The sequence below is a fragment of the Halostagnicola alkaliphila genome, from assembly GCF_055379965.1.
Map to the genome: position 1 here is coordinate 127,531 of NZ_AP043827.1, position 19,496 is coordinate 147,026.

General features: G+C 54.8%; 21 protein-coding genes. 5 read left to right on the plus strand and 16 right to left on the minus strand.

What is annotated here, in order from left to right:
* Nucleotides 1-345: 345 nt before the first annotated feature.
* A complete protein-coding gene (locus ACZ5C7_RS22675) occupies nucleotides 346-1,251 on the minus strand; it encodes a DUF8008 family protein (RefSeq protein ID WP_464378775.1) in 906 nt (301 codons plus the stop codon).
* Between the two features lie 157 nt (nucleotides 1,252-1,408).
* Entirely contained in the window at nucleotides 1,409-1,963 is a 555-nt protein-coding gene (locus ACZ5C7_RS22680) for a hypothetical protein (RefSeq protein WP_464378776.1), read from the minus strand.
* Between the two features lie 254 nt (nucleotides 1,964-2,217).
* Between ACZ5C7_RS22680 and ACZ5C7_RS22685 the strand changes: the two genes are divergently transcribed.
* Nucleotides 2,218-2,457: a transcriptional regulator gene (locus ACZ5C7_RS22685; RefSeq protein ID WP_464378777.1), complete on the plus strand. Its 240-nt coding sequence runs from the start codon at nucleotides 2,218-2,220 to the stop codon at nucleotides 2,455-2,457.
* Nucleotides 2,458-2,853: 396 nt separating this feature from the next.
* Here ACZ5C7_RS22685 and ACZ5C7_RS22690 read toward each other — a convergent pair whose 3' ends face one another.
* Together ACZ5C7_RS22690 and ACZ5C7_RS22695 are read right to left on the minus strand one after the other, a co-directional pair.
* A complete protein-coding gene (locus tag ACZ5C7_RS22690; RefSeq protein ID WP_464378778.1) occupies nucleotides 2,854-3,399 on the minus strand; it encodes a hypothetical protein in 546 nt (181 codons plus the stop codon).
* Nucleotides 3,400-3,404: 5 nt separating this feature from the next.
* Nucleotides 3,405-3,920 carry a DUF7437 domain-containing protein gene (locus ACZ5C7_RS22695; RefSeq protein ID WP_464378779.1) on the minus strand — a complete coding sequence of 172 codons (516 nt, stop codon included), beginning with the start codon at nucleotides 3,918-3,920 and terminating at the stop codon, nucleotides 3,405-3,407.
* Between the two features lie 568 nt (nucleotides 3,921-4,488).
* On the opposite strand from ACZ5C7_RS22695, the gene ACZ5C7_RS22700 reads away from it, so the two are divergent.
* The gene (locus tag ACZ5C7_RS22700) at nucleotides 4,489-5,391 is read left to right on the plus strand and encodes an ion transporter (RefSeq protein WP_464378780.1); all 903 of its coding nucleotides are present in this window, start codon (nucleotides 4,489-4,491) and stop codon (nucleotides 5,389-5,391) included.
* 7 nt (nucleotides 5,392-5,398) lie between these two features.
* On the opposite strand, the gene ACZ5C7_RS22705 is transcribed toward ACZ5C7_RS22700, so the two are convergent.
* The gene (locus ACZ5C7_RS22705; protein WP_464378781.1) at nucleotides 5,399-5,809 is read right to left on the minus strand and encodes a hypothetical protein; all 411 of its coding nucleotides are present in this window, start codon (nucleotides 5,807-5,809) and stop codon (nucleotides 5,399-5,401) included.
* Nucleotides 5,810-6,044: 235 nt separating this feature from the next.
* Between ACZ5C7_RS22705 and ACZ5C7_RS22710 the strand changes: the two genes are divergently transcribed.
* Nucleotides 6,045-6,872: an IS5 family transposase gene (locus tag ACZ5C7_RS22710; protein ID WP_464376045.1), complete on the plus strand. Its 828-nt coding sequence runs from the start codon at nucleotides 6,045-6,047 to the stop codon at nucleotides 6,870-6,872.
* A 21-nt stretch (nucleotides 6,873-6,893) separates the two neighbouring features.
* Here the strand turns inward: ACZ5C7_RS22710 and ACZ5C7_RS22715 are convergent, their stop codons facing one another.
* From ACZ5C7_RS22715 to ACZ5C7_RS22735, 5 genes are all read right to left on the minus strand, one after another.
* On the minus strand, nucleotides 6,894-7,982 hold the full coding sequence (locus ACZ5C7_RS22715) for a hypothetical protein (protein WP_464378782.1): 1,089 nt from the start codon (nucleotides 7,980-7,982) through the stop codon (nucleotides 6,894-6,896).
* Nucleotides 7,983-8,074: 92 nt separating this feature from the next.
* Nucleotides 8,075-8,431 carry a DUF7437 domain-containing protein gene (locus ACZ5C7_RS22720; protein WP_464378783.1) on the minus strand — a complete coding sequence of 119 codons (357 nt, stop codon included), beginning with the start codon at nucleotides 8,429-8,431 and terminating at the stop codon, nucleotides 8,075-8,077.
* Nucleotides 8,432-8,804: 373 nt separating this feature from the next.
* The gene (locus tag ACZ5C7_RS22725) at nucleotides 8,805-9,005 is read right to left on the minus strand and encodes a hypothetical protein (protein ID WP_464378784.1); all 201 of its coding nucleotides are present in this window, start codon (nucleotides 9,003-9,005) and stop codon (nucleotides 8,805-8,807) included.
* Complete coding sequence (locus tag ACZ5C7_RS22730) at nucleotides 9,006-9,344, minus strand: DUF7344 domain-containing protein (protein WP_464378785.1); 339 nt, start codon at nucleotides 9,342-9,344, stop codon at nucleotides 9,006-9,008.
* Between the two features lie 85 nt (nucleotides 9,345-9,429).
* Nucleotides 9,430-10,092 carry a helix-turn-helix domain-containing protein gene (locus ACZ5C7_RS22735; protein WP_464378786.1) on the minus strand — a complete coding sequence of 221 codons (663 nt, stop codon included), beginning with the start codon at nucleotides 10,090-10,092 and terminating at the stop codon, nucleotides 9,430-9,432.
* A 287-nt stretch (nucleotides 10,093-10,379) separates the two neighbouring features.
* On the opposite strand from ACZ5C7_RS22735, the gene ACZ5C7_RS22740 reads away from it, so the two are divergent.
* Nucleotides 10,380-10,505 (plus strand): type II toxin-antitoxin system HicB family antitoxin, encoded by a 126-nt coding sequence (locus tag ACZ5C7_RS22740; protein WP_464378787.1) that lies wholly within the window; start codon nucleotides 10,380-10,382, stop codon nucleotides 10,503-10,505.
* A 42-nt stretch (nucleotides 10,506-10,547) separates the two neighbouring features.
* Here ACZ5C7_RS22740 and ACZ5C7_RS22745 read toward each other — a convergent pair whose 3' ends face one another.
* The 5 genes from ACZ5C7_RS22745 to ACZ5C7_RS22765 form a co-directional block, all read right to left on the minus strand.
* Nucleotides 10,548-11,081 carry a ferritin gene (locus ACZ5C7_RS22745; RefSeq protein ID WP_464378788.1) on the minus strand — a complete coding sequence of 178 codons (534 nt, stop codon included), beginning with the start codon at nucleotides 11,079-11,081 and terminating at the stop codon, nucleotides 10,548-10,550.
* Nucleotides 11,082-11,921: 840 nt separating this feature from the next.
* Nucleotides 11,922-12,812, minus strand: a complete 891-nt coding sequence (locus tag ACZ5C7_RS22750) for a hypothetical protein (RefSeq protein WP_464378789.1) — start codon at nucleotides 12,810-12,812, stop codon at nucleotides 11,922-11,924.
* Nucleotides 12,813-12,912: 100 nt separating this feature from the next.
* The gene (locus ACZ5C7_RS22755; RefSeq protein WP_464378790.1) at nucleotides 12,913-13,137 is read right to left on the minus strand and encodes a hypothetical protein; all 225 of its coding nucleotides are present in this window, start codon (nucleotides 13,135-13,137) and stop codon (nucleotides 12,913-12,915) included.
* 116 nt (nucleotides 13,138-13,253) lie between these two features.
* Nucleotides 13,254-13,724: a DUF7970 domain-containing protein gene (locus ACZ5C7_RS22760; protein ID WP_464378791.1), complete on the minus strand. Its 471-nt coding sequence runs from the start codon at nucleotides 13,722-13,724 to the stop codon at nucleotides 13,254-13,256.
* Nucleotides 13,717-14,544, minus strand: a complete 828-nt coding sequence (locus tag ACZ5C7_RS22765) for a ParA family protein (RefSeq protein ID WP_464378792.1) — start codon at nucleotides 14,542-14,544, stop codon at nucleotides 13,717-13,719. The genes ACZ5C7_RS22760 and ACZ5C7_RS22765 overlap by 8 nt, the downstream gene beginning before the upstream one ends.
* A gap of 1,821 nt (nucleotides 14,545-16,365) precedes the next feature.
* Between ACZ5C7_RS22765 and ACZ5C7_RS22770 the strand changes: the two genes are divergently transcribed.
* Nucleotides 16,366-18,039 (plus strand): ATP-binding protein, encoded by a 1,674-nt coding sequence (locus tag ACZ5C7_RS22770; protein WP_464378793.1) that lies wholly within the window; start codon nucleotides 16,366-16,368, stop codon nucleotides 18,037-18,039.
* 135 nt (nucleotides 18,040-18,174) lie between these two features.
* Here the strand turns inward: ACZ5C7_RS22770 and ACZ5C7_RS22775 are convergent, their stop codons facing one another.
* Nucleotides 18,175-19,290 (minus strand): DegT/DnrJ/EryC1/StrS family aminotransferase, encoded by a 1,116-nt coding sequence (locus tag ACZ5C7_RS22775; RefSeq protein WP_464378794.1) that lies wholly within the window; start codon nucleotides 19,288-19,290, stop codon nucleotides 18,175-18,177.
* Between the last annotated feature and the right edge of the window lie 206 nt (nucleotides 19,291-19,496).

Consider the following 19,496-nt stretch of genomic DNA (forward strand, 5'->3'; position numbering starts at 1 on the left):
TCTGCACGGTTCGATTCCGGGTATCCGCTCTGTCGCATGGGTATCCGGGTGACAGCTGTTGTCCGCAGTGACCGTGCTCGAGTAGTCCTCGATCTTGGACCGACGACGACCGATCGAGCGACGGACTCGTGAGTAGCCGGCGGGCGAACGGTGCTCGCGGCGACAGCGAGACTCGCTCGAGACGAGATTCTGGTTTCGGTCTCGGGGCTTCAGCTTCGATCTCGAGGTGAGGATGAACCCACCCGAGGGGCGGACGGCTCCGGCCGAGATGCGGACCGCGCCGTCGACAGGCTTGTCCGCCGACATCAGCTGTCGACGGGACTCGTCAGTCGATCCGCAGGCTGCTCATGCCGGTAGCGTATTCTCACCCGGAATCTCCGCATCGGCCGTCAGCAGGACGCGACGTTCGGTGTACTCGAGGCCGTTTTTTCGTTGGCGCTTCTTCGTGATCGCGAGGCGGTTCTTCGAAAGCTCGAGTAACGCGTCGATGGTCCTCGAGACAAGTTTTTTCGCGTAGGAATCGCTGACGCCGCTTTCCTTCCTGCGGATCCAGTGTTTCATGTCGCCGGCGGTGACGTACTCCCGTATCTCTTTGCTTCCCCTCCGCCACGGGTTGTCACCGACACTCGAGTCGGCCCGTGCCTTCCACAATTTCGCGGCGAGTCTCGAGGGGAGCGAGGAGGTCGTCGACCGGAGCATGTCCTCGTCCATCCTCGCGAGTTGCTGGATCGGGAGAAGGTCCCCGTGGGCGAGCGAGACGGTCCCGCCACGCTCGAGCGGGTCGTCGCTCTCGGGCACCCGGACGTACGCGTTTCCGTCGTCCTTCCGGATCCGCTCGAGACGACTGTCCGCTAGCTCGAGTTCGCTCGGGTCGACGTTCGTCTCGCGGAGGTGGGCACCCTTCTCGAGTTCACGGGCCTGTAGCTCGCCGAGGCGGGTCTTGTTCGCCTCGAGTTTCTTCGCGTGCGCGTCGAGGCGCGCCTCGAACGGGGTTCGATCTTCGTCGGACGTTCGGGACTGCTCGAGTTCCGCGACGCGATCCTCGAGTCGGTCGTTTTCGTCCGTGGTTTGCTCGAGTTTGGTTGTCGTTCGCTCGAGTTGGGTCTCGAGATCCTCGATTCGCTCGGCTTTCCGTTGGCGGTCTGCCTCGAGGCTTGCGACGCGATCGCGGAGGGTCTCGAGTTCGTCGGCGAGGTGTTCGAGCGTCGATGCGTCGGCGTCGGCGTCGGGTCGTGCTGGATTCGTGCTCATGTCTGCTATCGCTGGGTTCGGTGTCGCTGGCTTCGGGGCGGCTGGCTGGCGGTGCAACTGGGGAAGCGATTCGTGAGGAGGCGGGGATACGAGCAGATGGCGGCTCGAAGAGGCGAACTGCTCGAGCCAGTGGCTCGAACGAGCCCCATCACCCGGCTCAGGCCGGTGGGATCTCGTCCTCGGCCTCGAGTCGGGGGTCGTTCTCAGCGTCGACGATCAACAGACCCTCGCGTCCGTCGACCGCCTCGAGATCGTAGATTCGAATGTCGTCGCCGGACTCGAGCTCGAGTTCGGAGACGACGTCGCGTCCGGCGGCGACTCGAGCGCCGGAGTGGCTTTGGGTGATTCCGTACTCGGCAACGGCGTCGTACTCGCCGGGGGTTAGAAGCAGTGCGACGCCGTCCTCGTGGGTGGTCGCGTGGACTCGAGTACCGGTCGGCCAGTCGCGGTCGCTCAGGGCAGCGGTGGAGATGGTAACCTTGCCGGCGTCGTCGATGGTGTACCGCGCAAGGTAGCCGGGGCCCGTGGGAACGACGTATTTTGAGGGGGTGGATTCTCGAGAGTCGGTTTCGTCTGAGGTGGCGGAGTCAGTGGTGTCGTCTCGAGAAAGATCGCAATCGGTGCCGCCGTCGGTGAGCAGGCGCTGGGTAGTTGGACTCGAGTCTACTGGTCGTTCGGGGCATTCAATACCCCACATATCATCGTTGAACATGGCTTGCGTAGCTGGCTTACGCGAGCCGCGCGGACCCCGGTGTGTCAGCACCGGACCGCATTTTCTGAATGGATCCGACGACAATCAGATCCGCGTGAAACTCGCGTTGATAGATCCATCTCTCCTGTACCGTAATAAAGCTGACTGCGATATCGTAAAATAATAACTCCGATATTGAAGTGTATTTCTGACACTTCGATAGATGTAAGAACGAGATTAGCAATTTGGAGATAATGAGAAAACCCGGATCTTGGATGCAGAATCCGACCGATGAGCGGATTCTAGAAATTCTCGATACCGGGTTGAAATTGGGTCCCACTACGATTGGCAAGAATATTGATAAACACCGCGTGACGGTTAGCGATCGGCTTCGAACCCTCAAAGAGTACGGACTTGTCGAACGCCCAGAGGAAGGCTACTACGAGATCACTGAACTCGGGAAACAATACCTCTCCGGTGACCTCGATGCAGATGATCTCGGGTCTGGCGAGTGATTCGTGAACGAGAGTGAAATCGTTCGGCGTCAAAACGGTATCTGGCAGTGCGAAAAGTATAGTTGGCCGACGGAGAATCTAGGGGTGAGAAGATGGCCCTGAAAGATATCCCCACGTAGATGAACTCGCCGAAACCACCGGCCAGTCCGAGGAGCAACTTCTGAAGGACCGTGAGGCTGCGGCGAAATAGTCGATTTCGTTCTCCGCTATCTCCATCACCCACGCATCGACGACGTCGCCTCGGAGGTCGCTATCTTCGATCGCCTCGAGCTCGGGAAGGCCGACCGAACTGCATCCTTGCTCATACTCGAGGCATTACAGCACTCTGGCTGAGATACCTGTCGCGGGCTGCAGAACCATTGGCACGTTTGGAACTACTTCTCCGAGAAGCGCACCTCAATCGAATTCCGGAACAAAATCCGAAGCAAGTTCCTCGGCAAGTTCACCACCGGTAAGCCAAGTCACTTGCTGGTCATCAAATCCATACTGCGGGAGCAGCGACACGGTTGCCTCACCAAGCGGGATATCGTTCGTCACAACTGTGACTCGCGTTGCTGTTCCATCGAGAAGCGTTTCGAGAGCCAACCCGACAATTTCAGTGTCTGCTTTTTCGACGGCATCTTCCGATCGATTGCTGGAGTTAGCAATGAAGTTCCGTGCCTTGTCCATGACGTTCGAGACGGATGATTCCGTATACGACGGGCTTTCGGTAACTTTCATCCATCCCTCCTGTAACGCCTCATCGACGGCAGAATCGCTGGTAGTATACTCGTCAAGTGACGCGTCACCGGTCACTTCAGCGTACACCTGTGGAGGAATGCGCAAGACGGCATTACGTCTACGCGCTTCACGAGCCAATGCCTGAAATCGCGTTCCGTTTCGCCGGCCACAACTGATGAGCACCGACGAATCGATAAAAACAACGTCGCTATCACTCCCCATCCTGCTCAGCCCTCGACGACGGGCCGGAGTGCATCCAAAATGACGCCCGCCTCCAACGGGGAAAGATCTTGCTCGCGGGCCATGATCCGATGCGTCACTGATCCGTCGACGTATTCGCGAGCGTACTCGAGAGCAACGGCGAGTCCGTCGAGTCCGTGTCGATCGACGTACGTATCGATGTCCTCATCCCGCGTTCGGCGGGCGACCGCCTCGACTAAGGCTGGCGTAATTTGTCGTTCAGCGTCCCCGTGGACTACTTGGAGATCAATCTCCTGAGCCACGTACTCCGCTGGCCGTCCCTCGTTTGACTGCTCGATAAACCCAGTCGCTTCGAGGTTATCGATGTACTCGTAGACCGTTCGCTGCGGTATTTCGAGCGTCTCGACGATCTCCTCGATCGTCGTTTCCGGGTTATGCCGAAGATAGGTGTATATCCACGCCTTTCGGGGATTTTCGAGCAATTCGAACAATTCGCCGCCGGTAGTAAGCGGCGTCCCCCAGTCCGCTTCTCTGGTTGCCATCCTAGTAGCGAATTGCACGCAAATTGCAATAAGAGTTATTGATTGAACGATGATCCGTCAAGCGGACGGCCAATCGATGCCACCAGGAATACATGTGAGTACCGGCCGCGCTTACTGACCACCGCACTATCGTAGCTAGCCGGATATGAGCCGCTCTGGAGACGGACTCCCTCGGTGATTTTGCACTGTGCCCAAAAAAGAACGATTGGAAAAGTAAGATATCTGTGATTTTGTTGTGATTTTATGCAGGCGTTTACGCCCGATTCAACGCATTCGTCCTCTAAAATCGCAAACTGGGTCTTCACACGGACGCTTCTCATAGTCGTATTTTCGTACCATATCACGCTTTTCGTCGAGCCGATACTCGGTACGGGTCTCTCCGTCTGGGCTCTCGGACTGTGGTGCTGGTTCTACGTGCTATTCCGAGGGATCGGTGCGTACGAACAAGGTAGCGAAGACGACGTGGACACCGGGGTAAGCGCGTAGCACGCCGAAACCACTCCACTTGATCAGTATCCCCGGGAAAATACCTTGAGTCGGAACAAACGGTTATCAAGGTTTTTCCTCTATGGACGAAAGACAGTTTGAGGAATCTTCATTATATGCTGGTGAGAGCATCTTTGGTATGGGTCTATCTCGTCCATCAAGGATGAACCGGGGGTTTGCCGACAAGTATCAAAGTGCACGACGATGGGCGTATGAACTGTTCTCACCAGGATTGGGTGGTAAAATGGGTATATATACCGATTGGTTTATTATGATACTTATTGCGGTCAACGTCTCTGCAGTCATTTTGGAGACTGTCGACTCACTCGGGGCACAGTATTCGATTTTCTTCTTCTGGCTAGAAGGTGTTTCAGTCGCAATTTTCACAGTCGAATATATCATGCGAATGTGGGCTTCCATTGATGATCCCGACTATACGGGTATCCTCACCGGACGTCTGCAGTTCGCACGCAAGCCACTAGTGGTCGTTGACTTACTCGCTATCCTCCCATTCTACTTGGCCACCGCAGGCATTCAACTCGATCTTCGATACTTGCGTGCGCTTCGATTGGTTCGACTGTTTCGTCTTCTCAAACTTGCCCGCTATTCGACGGCAATGCAGTCATTCGTCTTCGTCATCAACCAGAAAAAAGAGAAATTATTGATCGCAGTGTTTGCGAACGGTATCCTTCTCGTTCTTGCGTCCAGTATGATGTATTATATCGAACACCCACACCAACCTGAAGCGTTTGCATCAATTCCCCACGCCTTCTGGTGGGGTGTTGCGACATTGACAACGGTCGGATACGGTGACATCCACCCAGTTACGCCGCTAGGTCAATTTGTCGGCGCGATCGTGGCTGTACTTGGCATTGGTCTCTTTGCACTGCCAGCGTCAATCCTTGCAGCAGGGTTCATTGAGTGGGCAGATGAGGAAACAGACGCGAAAGAATACTGTCCACATTGCGGCGAGAAAATTGACTAAGTCAGCTTTAGGCGAATTGGATATCTAAAGCTTCCTTCGCAGTTTCCACATTAAATTCATCTGAACCATAGAAGCTGGATAGTGGAAGCTCTTGCCCCTCTTTGCCATAATCTTCTTTCCAATATTGTGCAAATTGAACGAAATCGGCAGATTTCACTAAACGAATGTCGATTCCACCAACTTGCATTTCAAGGTGGGTAGCGTTCTTTTTAGCAGATTCAGCGAAGTCTGGTGCAATAATGAGGAACCACTCAACATCGTGTTGCTGGTTTTTCGTATCAATATAATTCTTGATCTTACTCCGAGTGTTAGAATCTAATTTGAATTCTCCTGAACGCCGCTTGTTATCCCAGAGAAGCCATTTTCCGTCTTGTTCAATTTCTCCATCAGTGACCACACCATTGGCCTGTTGACCCAAAAGAGTCGTTTTCTCTATATTGAATATTTTTGAGAATATCTCTGCAGTTGCCTCCTCAAAGAGAATGTCGAGTTTCTTAGATTGGTCCTCCTCATCAACAATCTCCTGAAGTTGTGGTGGAACGAGCTGGACATTGCCATCGGATATGTCTTCGAAGGGCTCTGGTGAATCGCCATACTGCGTCGGCTTCGACCGTTAGAACTAGGAAGATGAAGCGGGAAACCGCCGATGCTCTATGTCGAAGATCTCCCGCTTCACGAGCAAAGTGGTTCAGTTAGCTAAAAATGCTGTTGGTGGTCGAGGCGAAGTCGCCGCCCCCGAAGGGGGTGGCGGCTTCGCCGATTACGCTGTTGTGTCGCTGCACTGTCTGCGGGTTTACCTAGAGAAATCGTATCGAGAAGCGCTAGATTTGCTGAGCGAGATGCCACATATTCTCGGGGAGATCGGCCTTGAACCGTCCGATCTCCCCGACCACTCCACGCTAGTCAAGTGGTTTGATAAGATTAAGACAGCACTCTGGCGAGTGCTACTGCGCCTGTCGGCGCAGTTGCACGAGCCGAGCGGACACGCCGCCATCGACGCGACGTTTTTCGACCGCGAAAACGCGAGCAAACACTACTGCCGTCGGACGAATTACCGCGTGCAGACGCTCAAAACAACAGCTCTCGTCGATACAGAAACCCAAGCCATTCTGGACGTTCACTGTACGACAGAGAAACGCCACGACACACAGCTCGGCTGGCAGGTCGCCCGCCGCAACGCGGGCGACCTCGCCAGCCTCGCCGCCGACAAAGGCTACGATTGGATGGAATTACGCGAAAAGCTCCGCGACAATGGCGTGAGACCGTTGATCAAGCATCGTGAGTTCCGGCCCATCGATCACGCGCACAACGCGCGGATCGATGGACCTCGCTACCGGCAACGAGCGATGTGTGAGACCGTCTTCTCGACGATCAAGCGCACGCTCGGCGACGCCGTGCGTGCGCGATCCTGGTACGGTGAATTTCGTGAACTCGTCCTGATGTGTACGGTTCATAACATCAAGCAGGCGGTGAAACAGTGAAATAACGCTCCGTCTGGCGATTCACCACGGCCCTTCGAAGCAATTAAGATAGAGTTCGACATTTATCTCATCTTCCGTGACGTTCTTCTGTGATTGCTCAAAATACTCGATTGTCTTTTCGATCATCTCGTCTGTTCTCCGTTTATGAGCATCAATACCATACCTGTCAACAATTTCCTTCAATTCGTCCTTTGTGAGCATCGATTCAAGGATTTCGCTTGGATAGACCCCTGCTTTCACTAAACTCTCCCGTCTATTTTCATTGAGCCCTTTCGTCGGCGACTCCACTCCAAACCGATCACGGGCATTGACCAACCGTGCTTGTTCGTCAAACGGTTCAAGCGTTCCAAGCATTTTCAGGTGGTTTTCTTCCGACATTTCATAGTACAACCAGTTCTGGATGTAGTTAATATAATCTTCAGGGAGTCCCGCTATGTCTCCTTTTTCTGAGTCGACGATTTCATAAACTATCGCCTGTTCTTGTAGCGACCAGAGACCTTTTTCGATTGTGTCAAGTGCGTGCTCCGGACTTTCCGACCGAGAAACCTTCGGGAAGCGGTTAATTGCTGAGAGACGTTTGAAAAAGTCAAGCCAGGTGAAGTATTCGTGTTTCTGATCCTGGGCGTTGTTGTGAAGGTCAAAGTAGCTGTGGATCATGTGCAACTCCGAGTCATCAACATCCGAACCATAATCAACCGCCGCTTTCGCCAAATGAAGGAGATCGTCAGTGAACTCCTCTTCAGTAAAGTCCTCAACGAGCCCTCTTTGCCACGATTGCACGCTCTCCAACAAATCCTGTTTTTTCATTTGATAGTTTGGCTGTTGGATTAGTATGCGAAGAATACCATATCGAAGAACCAATGTTTGATAGGGAGAATTATTGATTGCCTCGATTCGAGGTGGCTCAAATTCGTTGAGTTCTAATTCTAGCCGTTCTACTTCCGCTAGTGCCGGAACATACTCTTTGAGATACTTCTCTTGATCCTCAAAGCCATCATGTTTGAATGTATCTGGGTCAAAATTTTCAGTTTTCGATTTCGTATTGTCTTTCACGAATCGTTTTCGCTCATGACTTTTCCATTGTTTATCAAAAAGATCCTTAAGTTCCATTTTGAATATGACTCTACAATTGTATTTGAATCATATAAAATTGTGTGTGAGAATGATGGTGTCCAGACGTATGTATGGATTTCAGAGTATCGCTACCGAAGAGCCAGATCGTGCGTATACGGGGCTTCTTCGAGTGCCCTATCCGGAAGCGAAACCTCGAATTCAGCAGCCGGGATGGAAGGATCGAGATCCTTCAGCAGGTAGACGATCTTCTCGATCGCCTGCGTGATCGCGATCCCTTCGACAGCAGGAACCTCGAGGGCGTCCGCTGCTCCGCGACGGCTCGTGTTCCCACGGAGGTACTCGATGGTTTGTGCGATAGCGGAGCTAAGTTTCGACTTCCCGTGACGCTCGACGAAGAGTTCGATATCTTCGTTTAACTCGATCGCGCCGTACACGGCGATCGTGACCGGACCGATGGGCTCTGCTCCGTTCCAGATACCCGACACTGGCTTTGCTTCCCAGAGGTGGGCTCGATTTCGTTTCTCGTCCAGTTGTTCCGCTGCACCGAGCTGTTGGAGGACCTTCGCATAGTTGTATACCGATCCCGACGATGAAGTCGTCTTCCACGACTCGCAAGACTTGCATTTCCTGAGTTTATGCGGTGACGAATGCGGGGCAGACGACTTTTATGACTGGTATCGGTGGATAGATGACATCGGTACCACTCTCGAGAGCACCACCACAAAAATCGCAGAACCCCTGTGAAACCGAAGTCCACCTTCAATACAGAGAGCCTTAGACAAACACAAACCAACTGATTTCCGCCCTAATCCAACAAGTCTCAAACTGAGCTAGCTACCCACGACAGTCGCGTATCGATCAACCGCTTTCTTCGTTCGGCGAGCGCTCATCCAGGTCAGTTTCCTTTGAGAGCGCTTCAAACGACGATTCTCCGCACTGACAGCCGTCTTTTCGCCCGATGATACGAATCGAACTATCGGGGAGGAGCCACGCCGAATAGATTGCACCACATTCATTGCATCGTGCGGCCGTTTTCATCCGATCGTCTATCTTGCTCATTTATGCTACTGTGAGAAGTTCTTGATACTGGTCGAGCTCATCGGCGCATTCGGAAAGCGAGACGGTGTCTCGCTCTTGATCGTACTGGACCACCCGTGCATCCGCTAATTTCGGGATATGGGAGTGGTACAGCGAGAGGTAGGTTCGTTTCACCTCGTCGGCTGGAATATCCGTAATCCGGCTGTCGTTCTCTCGAACCGCGACTTCGTCAGCCAAATCGGCTAGCGCCATCGGGTTCTTGTGATCCCGGAGCACTCGAAGGGCGTACCGACGGCGATGGTGAGCGAAAAGCTCGAACACCGTACTGATGTTCGCCTGGGCTTGCTGAGGCTCAGTCACATCTCTCTAGAACGACTCTTCTTCAATAGGCGAAGGGGTTGTATTGACAACTCTGGGTCGTTGCTCGCGAAGCCAACGGCAGAAATCACTCGTCTTTCGGATGACTAACGGTCAAGGTACTCTGGATGAGGTTCTTGTGACCGTTATGAAATCGTTTTGAGAGGCCCTGCTGACTAATCCCCAGACTATCTGCTAACTCGCTCATGGTCACCGCTTGGGGAACGTCGTAATATCCCGCCTCGAGTGCAGTGACCAGCGTCTCGCGTTGCTTCGTTGTGAGATCGTACTGCGCACTCGCCATCGGTTGCTCCTGATCTTTGAGACTGTTGAGTTCGAACGAAATCTCTTGTGCAGCACAATAGTCCTGAAAGTCGGACAGTTTATTCTGGTCGTCGAACCGCATTCGGAGCTCCCAGTTTTCATTTCTCCCGATGGCCTGCAAAATCGTCGCGCCGATTTCGACGTACGCGTAAACGATCGTCTCGACGTTTTCGGTCCACTCGGCCCGATACAGTCTGGCATCCTCTATCTCATCGATGGCGGCGATGTTGTGGACGGATTCGTCATCGCGAAACGCGTCTTCGAACACCGTTTGATCACCACCGCTGACCCAGAAATAGGGCATGACTTTATCCTCGAGCGTCGCGACGACGCGCTCGATCTCCACGATCATCTCCGGAGCGGCGGTCAGCGAGTTGCTCAGTGCAAAATCGTCTGATTCAACGCTGAACTCCGCGATAACGCTCATACCATTGATTTGAGAGGATAGGAGATAAGTCCGCGGTCAACGGACGGGTGGGTCACTAGTGGCGATCCAAGCCTGAGCTGTAGGGTCGAACCCGATTGTTGCGGTCGGGTCGACCCTGCAGTCGACGGTTGGAACGATACTAGCCAAAACGGATCGTGATCTCGAGGGGATGAAAGCGAAGAGGAGCTCTATAAGACACTCTCTCGAGGGGACGACGGTCGCAGTACCGTAACAGCCCTCGGGACGGGTATCGGCTCCTTCGGCAATTCCATGCCCGAAGCGCAGGAATGCTCGCGAACGCACTCGAGGTGCACGGGGGTGGTGACAAACCAATCATCACCGAGGATCTCGAGGAGCGGAGACTTGATCCAAACGCAGAAGGAGAGAAAGAACTCCCCGACTTCGTGCAGTAACTTGTTCGAACAGCGAGATCCAAAATCCGTCGAGAAGGCTACCTACTCCCCAAACTCGAGAGCCTCGTCCGCACCCTCCTCGCTCCCGCTACCGCGCTCGCCGAGTTCCTGGTCGATCATCAGGAGGCCGGGACCGTCGTCCCCGACGTGTTTCAGTTTGTCGAGGATGGCCTGTGCGGTCGCTTCCTCCTCGACCTGCTCCGCGACAAACCACTGGAGCATGTTCTCCGTCGCGTTGTCGTTTTCTTCTCGAGCGAGAGCGACCAGATCGTCGATCATCTCGGTAATTTCGACCTCGTGCTCGTAGGCCGTCTCGAAGGCGTCTGCCGGGCTGTCCCACTCCGTCGGCGGACTGTCGATCCCCGCAAGCGTAATCCGCCCGTCGCGGTCGTGGACGAACTCGTAGAGACGCATCGCGTGTTCGTGTTCCTCGTCGGACTGAGAACGCATCCACGAGGCGAACCCGGGAAGGCCTTCGTCCTCGTAGTAGGCCGCCATCGAGAGGTAGACGTACGACGAGTAGAGTTCGGCGTTGATCTGTTCGTTCAGCGCGTCTTCAACCGACTCCGTAAGCATAACACCGAAGAGAACTCACGGGCAGAGTATTATACTTAGGGTCGTCGCGGACGAGGACGCCGAGGATGTCCGGAGGTCACGGCCAAAAGGCACGGCAGTTTCAGCATTCGAGATGTCAACTCGTTCTCGGTCGACTTGCAGATCAATCTCCCGAGCCAACGTCCTCCGCAACCGTCCCTCGTCTGACTGCCCGATAATCAAAATTCGGGAGATGTGCATCCCACAATATGGGTCACAAAACGTCCGCGAAGCACTGATTTCAATCCCGGAAATGGCTCGAGGGGCGCTGTTCAGATTAGAGTTTGAAGGAGTGAGGCGGTGGAATTCGTGGTGCCTATACCAGAATTCAGCCGCTTCACTCTACCTAGCACCGACATTCAGTTAGAATTTGTGGAGCGAGAAGCGACACCGCGGGCTCGAGGAGAAGGCAGATTAACGTAGGAGAACTCGAGAAACAATCTCAACGCCCCAATCCCACCGAACACGCTGAGTAACAGGTACGTCCGTGGGTTTCTGTCGGGCACGTCTCGAACTGGGTCTAAGTACAAGCGAATCCCAGAGACAACTGCGACCGAGACAAACGTCAAGACGAGTGAGGGAATTCATACATTTCACACATTTCAAACGTCCTGGACATCTTACACGCTCTACACTTTCTATACGTTCTATCCGTTTTGGTCCGCACACACTTTTTACGAGCTTCACAGTATCACTCCAGAAACGCGGCCACCGACTGCAAAATTATCGCCGAGTGTGTCATACCACGGGCATTCACGTGACGACACGACGGGGTGCTCGAGCCGCGTCCGTACTGGGTAGTCGATATCGCCTCACGGCGAGTCAGTCCCGATCCGTTTCCTGATCGAGAAACGGCCGGTAACTCCAGGCAACTTCGGAAACCGTCTCCGAATCCTGTTCGATACCGGGGAGGGCATCGAACACGCCCGCGAGCCAAGCGACCCAGTCGTCGCCCGAGTCGTACCCAGCCGGATACTCGTCGTACGTGCGTTGGACCAACTCATCCGCAGTTGCCGACTCCCGGTCGAACAGAACCGCGAACGCGACTCGAGCCGCCGTTCGTTCGTCGTCGCTCATCTCGATCTTTTCGATGCCGTGACGCACGCTTCCGAACGACGGCCCGGGTTGGGGGTCGGGAACGTCCCGTCCGTCTTCGTCGTCGGGTGTTTCGACGATAGGAATATTCTCGTACCGCCACAGTACGTCGGCCAAATCGGCCGATTCAATCGATTCGGTTCGGGGAGGATCGACGAGCGAAAGCGAACGGAGCCGTTTCTCAACGCAGTCATCCCACCACCGGGTGGCCGTATCGTACCCGGCGGGAGACTCGCTGTAACAGCCGTCGACGAGCTCCGCGGTCGTCGCGTCTCCCCAGTACTGGAGAAACGAAAACGCCTTTCGAACGGCGTCCTCCTCGTCCGGCGGGAGCGAAAACTCCTCGATCGACGTCTCCACCGCGGCGGGAGTATCGATGCGGTCGTCTCGCTTCCCGACGGACGTCGCGCGAAGGACTCGGCGTCCATTGTCCGTCAACTGGTACTGCCCGCCGTTTCCCTTTCGCACCAGAGCGTTATCGACCAGTTGCGAGAGGCGCTCCTCGAGCGTCTCTCGAGACGTCTCGAACGTGGCCTCGAGCGTGTCGGCGGTCAGTTGGTCGTCCTCGAGCGCCTTGAGGATGGCCCGGCCGAACGAATCGAGCGTGTTCGAACTCACAGGACTCTCGAGGACGACGAGATACTTAATTCGAACACGCTAACTCGGTCGGATCGACCGAACGAATCGGGCGTCCGCGTATCGACTGGGTTGTGTTGATTCACTGAGTATCGACAGTCTCGGCCCCGTCTTCCGCGTCCGCGCCGCCGCCGGGGCCGTCCATCATCTCATCGTGAAACTCGTGCATCTCCTTCGTGACCGATGGTTCGATCTTCTCGAACGCTTGCTCGAAGTAATCTCGCGTGATTTCGAGTTGATCGGCGCGGGCTTCGACGCCACTGCCGGTGAACTCCCCCGTCATTTCGGTCAGTTCGTCGAGGTCCACATCATCGGTGATCGGAACGTGGAACGGACAACTGGATATAGCGATATTGTGTTTACAAGCTGCTATACGACCGTATCGATTTCGGAGGAATCAACGGACGAGGTCGGCTCGAGATCCTATTCTCCGTCTGATCGGTCTCGAGCATCCAAAATTTCGTCGATGAGACCCTCCGTATCGGAGGCGGCGAGTCGGAACGCCGCGTCGTAGAACTCTCTCCCCGTCAGATTTCGCACGTCGTGGTCAGTTCGGAGTTGGGCGTCGACTAACGCCTGTGCGTCCTCGAGGCCGTCCACCGTCTCGGGCCTGACGTAGACGGTCTTTTTCGTCGCATCGTCGAAGGGAAACGCCGTCGGATCGGGCTCTGGTTCCGGTTCCGTCTCCGCCTGCCCGTGCTCGAGTTCGACCCCTCCGTCGTCCGGAGTCGATTCAGCCGTTTCCGAGTCGGCTGCCTTCGATTCAACTGTTCCCGAATCGGCCGTCTCCGAGCCGTCGTTCGACTCGAGTTTCTGTTCGGTCGTCGAATCTGACGCCGAATCATCGTCCTCGACGGCATCGCTCAACCCGGCGAACCGATTGTCATCAGGCATCGACGACACCTCCCTGTTCGACGATTCCGGCAAGCGCATCCAACCGCTCGAGCATGTCGCTCTCCGGATCGTGCTCCGCGAGCGCCACTCCTTCGCGCCACGCGCGCCGGAACGCGATTCGCTCGCGAAGTCCGGGACCCGGCGAGTCCGGATCATCGAAGTGGTCGGTTCGGGCGAAGTCGGGGAGATATTGACCGAACTCGGACTCCTCTAAGTTGCCGATAATTCGTTTTTCCTCGTTATCACCCGAGAGCGCGTTCGGAACGATCGCCATGATATCGAGATCGATTTCCTTTCTGATCGGGGTAATCTGTTGGGTGTACATCCGCTCGAATCCGCTCACACTGGGTTCGCTCATCCGAAGCGGAACGATAACGTTCTGCGTGGAAATGAGCGATGCATCCGCGAGGGGGCCGAGGTTCGGCGGGGAGTCGACGACGACGTAATCGTACGTGTCCTCGAGGACCGGATCGATGATCTCGTTTCTGATCCAGAGTTCGCCGAACGTGGCGCTTCGAATGCTGTTTTCGACGCTATCTAAGTCCTCGTTCGCGGGAAGCACATCGATGGAACCCGCCTCCCGGATGACGTCCCCGAGCGTCGTTTCGGAACCGTCCTCGAGAACGTGGCCGATGTGGACATCGTTTTGATAGGCATCGGCGAGGCCGACGCCTTCCGTCGCGTTCCCTTGCTGATCGAGGTCGACCAACAGGACGTCGTTCGATCGGTTAGCGAGCCGTTCTGCGAGATTAATCGCGACCGTCGTCTTGCCGACGCCGCCTTTCTGAAGAGCGACGCTTACGGCACGTGAATTACTCATGTCGTTGAACACCTTGTTCGCCGTCTCCACCGTCGAAAGCGTTCGAAAGCCCGCACTTGCGAATCCGTAGACGGTTCAGACAGTGTGAGGAGTCTACAGTGTGTGCACCTCTCGAGCCGCCTACAGCGCATGCACATTTCAAACAATCTACAAAGTGTACACTGTGTAGAATGTGAGAGAGGTTTAGAAAGCAGGGGTTGGGGTTCGCTTTCAGTTCGTGCAGATTTTTGGGGTGACTCGTCGGGTCTTGCCAGATTGGCGATGGCCTGTCCCCTGTCCCAACTACCGACGGTATGCACCGCTCAAACGGTTCAAGCAGTTGAAGGCGTTTACACCGTGTGAACATTGTAGACGGTCTAGCGGTCTGTGATGAGAGACGGAGTGCAAACACAGTCCAGAGAATAGCCTGAACGGCGGGCGTACCTCCCTTCAACCGTTGGCGATGTGTACACAGTGTGAACATTGTGCTGATGTCTCGAGTGGTAATTCGAACGAAATCGGTGGAGACGTCGAATAACAGCGAAATCCTCACAGTGTGAGGACTTAACAGTACCGGAAACAGTCTAAACTGTATACAGTGTTTCAAAATTGTACACTTTGTACACCGTCTAAACAGTGTACACCGTTTAGATTTGGCGCGAGACACACGTTCCAAAAGGCGGCAAAGTGACGAACACTGAGCCTATGGAACCCCAACGCATTCTACACATTGTAAACAGTTAGAACAGTGTGCACCGACCAAACATTTTGCACGGTTCTAACCTCCTCCACAGTGTGAATCGCTCATATTCGCTCGCAGTACGACGAGTGGCGAGCAAACGAAAGTGAGCACAGTGTAAACTGTGTAGACAGTGTGAGAATTCTACTGCTGGTGTTCTTCGATTACATTGTCTCACTCCCCCATCGTCACTCTAACGTGCAGATCTGTTACAGAACAGCCGTGCCATTCCACCCAGGACGGGGACTCGATAACCGAGTGGATCACAAAAATCTACATACACAGTTTAGAATGTGTACACCGTTTGTCCCATCCCTCGACCCCATGGGATCTGGGAGAGGTTACAACAACGAGAAAATCGTCACCCCGATCTAGGAATGAATCAAAGACGGAGGACTGACTAAAGTGATTACACTGTCTAAGAATTTTACACGTTTTACACTGTGTTGGGCCGGTTCGTTCTACCTGCCGACCGAGATTGGTCGGGAATTCAGCCCGCTTATAATCGGAACGTCCACAAAGTATAGACAATATGGACAGTGTAGAATGTGTAAACATTGTAAACCACGTACACAGCAAAGACAGCGAAGACAGTTTTCGGTCACCATCTAATCGAGCGAGTTCGTTCAGACTACCACATCGAAATGTCGCGGCTAATGGGGGGTCGTTTACACATTCTAAACGGTTCACAATGTGTACGCAATCCACACCGATGCTGACAGTCAAAATGCCCCGATATGACCGGATAACGTACCCGATCGAAAGTTGGCAAATTAGACGTTTGCACCCGCACACGTTCTGAAAGCTTTACGCATCCCAAACACGCCACACATTTCGAACATTTCACACATTCCGAACAGTCCACACATTGTACGAATCTTCCGCTGCATACGCTTCGCGAACAGTATCTGTTTCGTCCCGATAACCGACCATCCACCAGAACACGTTGGCCATCAAAGCAACAGCACCATCGACAACACATCACCAACACGACGAACACCTTAGAGAACCAGAACAACTAGGGCTCGAGGCGAATATTCAAGGTTCCGTGACAAACTTATTCACATAATGAACGAGGCGTGCGCGAATGGGGGTGTACTACAGTGAGTGAGGAAACGACTCGAGAAGTCGTCGTCGGAGAGGCGTCCGATGGAACGGACGTCACGATTCCCGTCGTCGAACTCCTGACCGGTCGAGGGTTCGTGACCGGAAAGTCCGGCAGTGGAAAATCGAACACGGCGTCGGTGATCGCCGAGGAGTTACTCGAGGCCGGATTTCCGCTGTTGATCGTCGACACGGACGGGGAGTACTACGGACTCAAAGAGGAGTACGAAATGCTCCACGCTGGCGCGGACGAAGAGTGTGACATCCAAATCGGGCCGGAACACGCAGAGCAAATGGCGTCGCTCGCACTCGAGGAGAACGTTCCCGTTATTCTGGACGTGTCCGGCTACCTCGACGAAGACGTGGCGAGCGAACTGCTCCGGGAGACGGCTCGCCAGTTGTTCGTCAAGGAGAAGAAACTGAAGAAACCGTTCTTGCTCGTCGTTGAGGAGGTCCACGAGTACATCCCCGAAGGCGGCGGAATGGGGGAAACCGGAAAACTCCTGATCAAGATCGGCAAACGCGGGCGAAAACACGGGCTGGGTATCCTGGGGATCAGCCAACGGCCCGCCGACGTCAAGAAAGACTTCATCACGCAGGCGAACTGGCTCGTCTGGCACCGGCTAACCTGGGAGAACGACACCAAAGTCGTCGGTCGAATTATCGACAGCGAGTACTCCGAACTCGTCTCCGAACTGGGCGACGGTCAGGCGTACGTCCAAACCGATTGGAACGATGTCGACGTTCGGAAGATCCAGTTCCGGCGCAAGCGGACCTTCGACGCGGGTGCGACACCCGGCCTCGACGATTTCGAACGCCCCGAACTCAAGTCCGTCTCCGATGCACTCGTCGGTGACCTCCAGCAGATATCCGAGCGAAAGCAACGAGAGGAAAACCGCGTCGAAGAACTCGAGCGGAAACTCGACAAGCGCGACGACCGAATCGAAGAGCTCGAGGAGGAACTCGCCAACGCACGCGATATCTCGAGCGTCGCCCAGCAGATGGCAGACGCATTACAAAATCCGGACTCCGTTCAGACGGAGCTCCCCCAGTCGAACGACGAAATTCGGCGGTTGCACGACGAACTGGTCGAACTCGAGACGAAACACGAGGAGCTCGAGGACGAAATTCAGGACAAAAACCACGTGATCGAGATCCTCGAGGACAAACTGCAAGCCCAACGGGGTCGAACGGAAAACCTTGCCAAACGAAATAGCGCGCTGAAAGACCGGATCGACGAACTCGAAGCGGACATCGACGGGAATCCACAGGAGAAATCGATCGTTCAAGCGGATGCGGACGACTTTGAATTCGGCTACGCGGACGTCGAAGACGGATTAACTGTTGCAGACTCTCAGATCATCGTCGCAAACGATGACCAAGACGTCGACGAACTGCTCGAGACGACACCCATCGACGACCGCCTTGCCGCCGCCTGCGATCAATCGCGATGTTCACTCGAGACGAGTAGAATGGTGATCAAGGCCCTTGCGGAATTTGGTCCGTTAACGACACTCGAAGTCGGAAACCGCGTCGATCGATCACCCGTCGCAGTACAAAGTCTGCTCTCCGAACTCAGAACCCAGGGAGTGCTCGCTCGGCCGTCCGAACGAACGTATCAATTAGAGGACGAAATTCTTGCGGCGCTAACATCGACGGCACAAGACGAGTGACAACGATTAGCTCGGTGCGAAGAAGACGTACTTTTCAGGGCAGTCGGGTCGTCGTCGCTGTGAGATGAGAGCGATAGAGACAAAGAGGGACGAACAAGGCCTCGGCCGGCTACCGAGGGTCGTCGCCGAAGGCCGTCACCGAAGGCCGTCACCGACCGCCTCGATGGCGGCCGTCTCGATGTGCTGGTGGACCGGAAGAACGACCGTCGACCGCGAAAGTGCGTTCGACGTTTCGTACGTCGAATTGTCTCGAACCGATTCCGATAGTCGCGGCCACGTGTGGGCACCGTCGACACCCAGTTGCTCGAGTTCCCGGATGAACCCGGATGGATCCATAGCACGGACGGGAAACACCTGTGGACAAACGCCCTTCGGCATCGAATCGAAAACTGGGACGGTGTCGGCTCGGGAATCGAGGACGCGATTCCACGCGTTAAAATTCTCACGGCGGTTTGATCGAATCGACTCGGGGTCTGCATCCGCGAACACCCGATGGGTCAGTTTGGACATCTGTGATTTTTCGCTTTCGTAGCGGTTTCGAGGAGAAGCCGTCACCCGTCCCAACCCGCTTCCAGAAACGAGCGTGTCTATCGACTCTCGAACACGCGCGTTTCGGTCGAACAGTTCGAACGCGACCGATTTGAGGAGAAATTGACAGTCGCTCACGTCGATGTGATCGCGAACGCCTTCGTACGCTGATGGTGCGTAATCATCGACGATCGTCTCATCGTTGAGATAGAGGACGGCACCGTTCGGAACTGGGAGCTGCTTCCAAAGGCTCGTTATCCCGATATCACCGTAGGTCCCGAGTAATGTTCCCTCGTCCATACTCAATGGGGAGTGGGCGTTATCGTCGACATGGTAACAATTGTACTTATCGGCTAACGCCGCAATCGTCTCGAGGCCGGGTTGTGGAAACCCGAAATAGTTGACCGAAACGATCGCTGCAGTCTCCGAATCGATTCGCTCTCGAAGATCGGAGACATCGGGACCGAGTGACTCAGTGACGGCATAAAACCGCGGCTCGAGACCGATTTCGACGATCGGTTCAGCGACTGCATCGGGGAGATAGGCAGGTATTAAGACGTTTTGGCTGGCCTTCGAAACCGTCTCCAGACCGTCCCGAAGCGCTACCTTCCCCGCCCCGTAAAAAGCGTATTCGGTTGCGTACTGTTCGAGGAGTGATTCAAAATCCGCCGGACGGTGACTGGAGAGCGACCAGACGGAAAGCGACGGTGTTGCACTGATCATAAATCGGGCACCAGACTGTCTGCGATCATACGCGGTCCCACCACGTATGGAAAACTGAACGGTCACCTCCTTAGTGATGCTGTGGGTACCGAGTTTTCAATTTACACAGGCACTCCCTACTGTCGTAGGCTCTTCCCATGGATTGAAGGAAAGCCGCCGAGAAGCGTGTCCCTACCCCTTCCCAGCAATCGCATAACAAAGCCGAA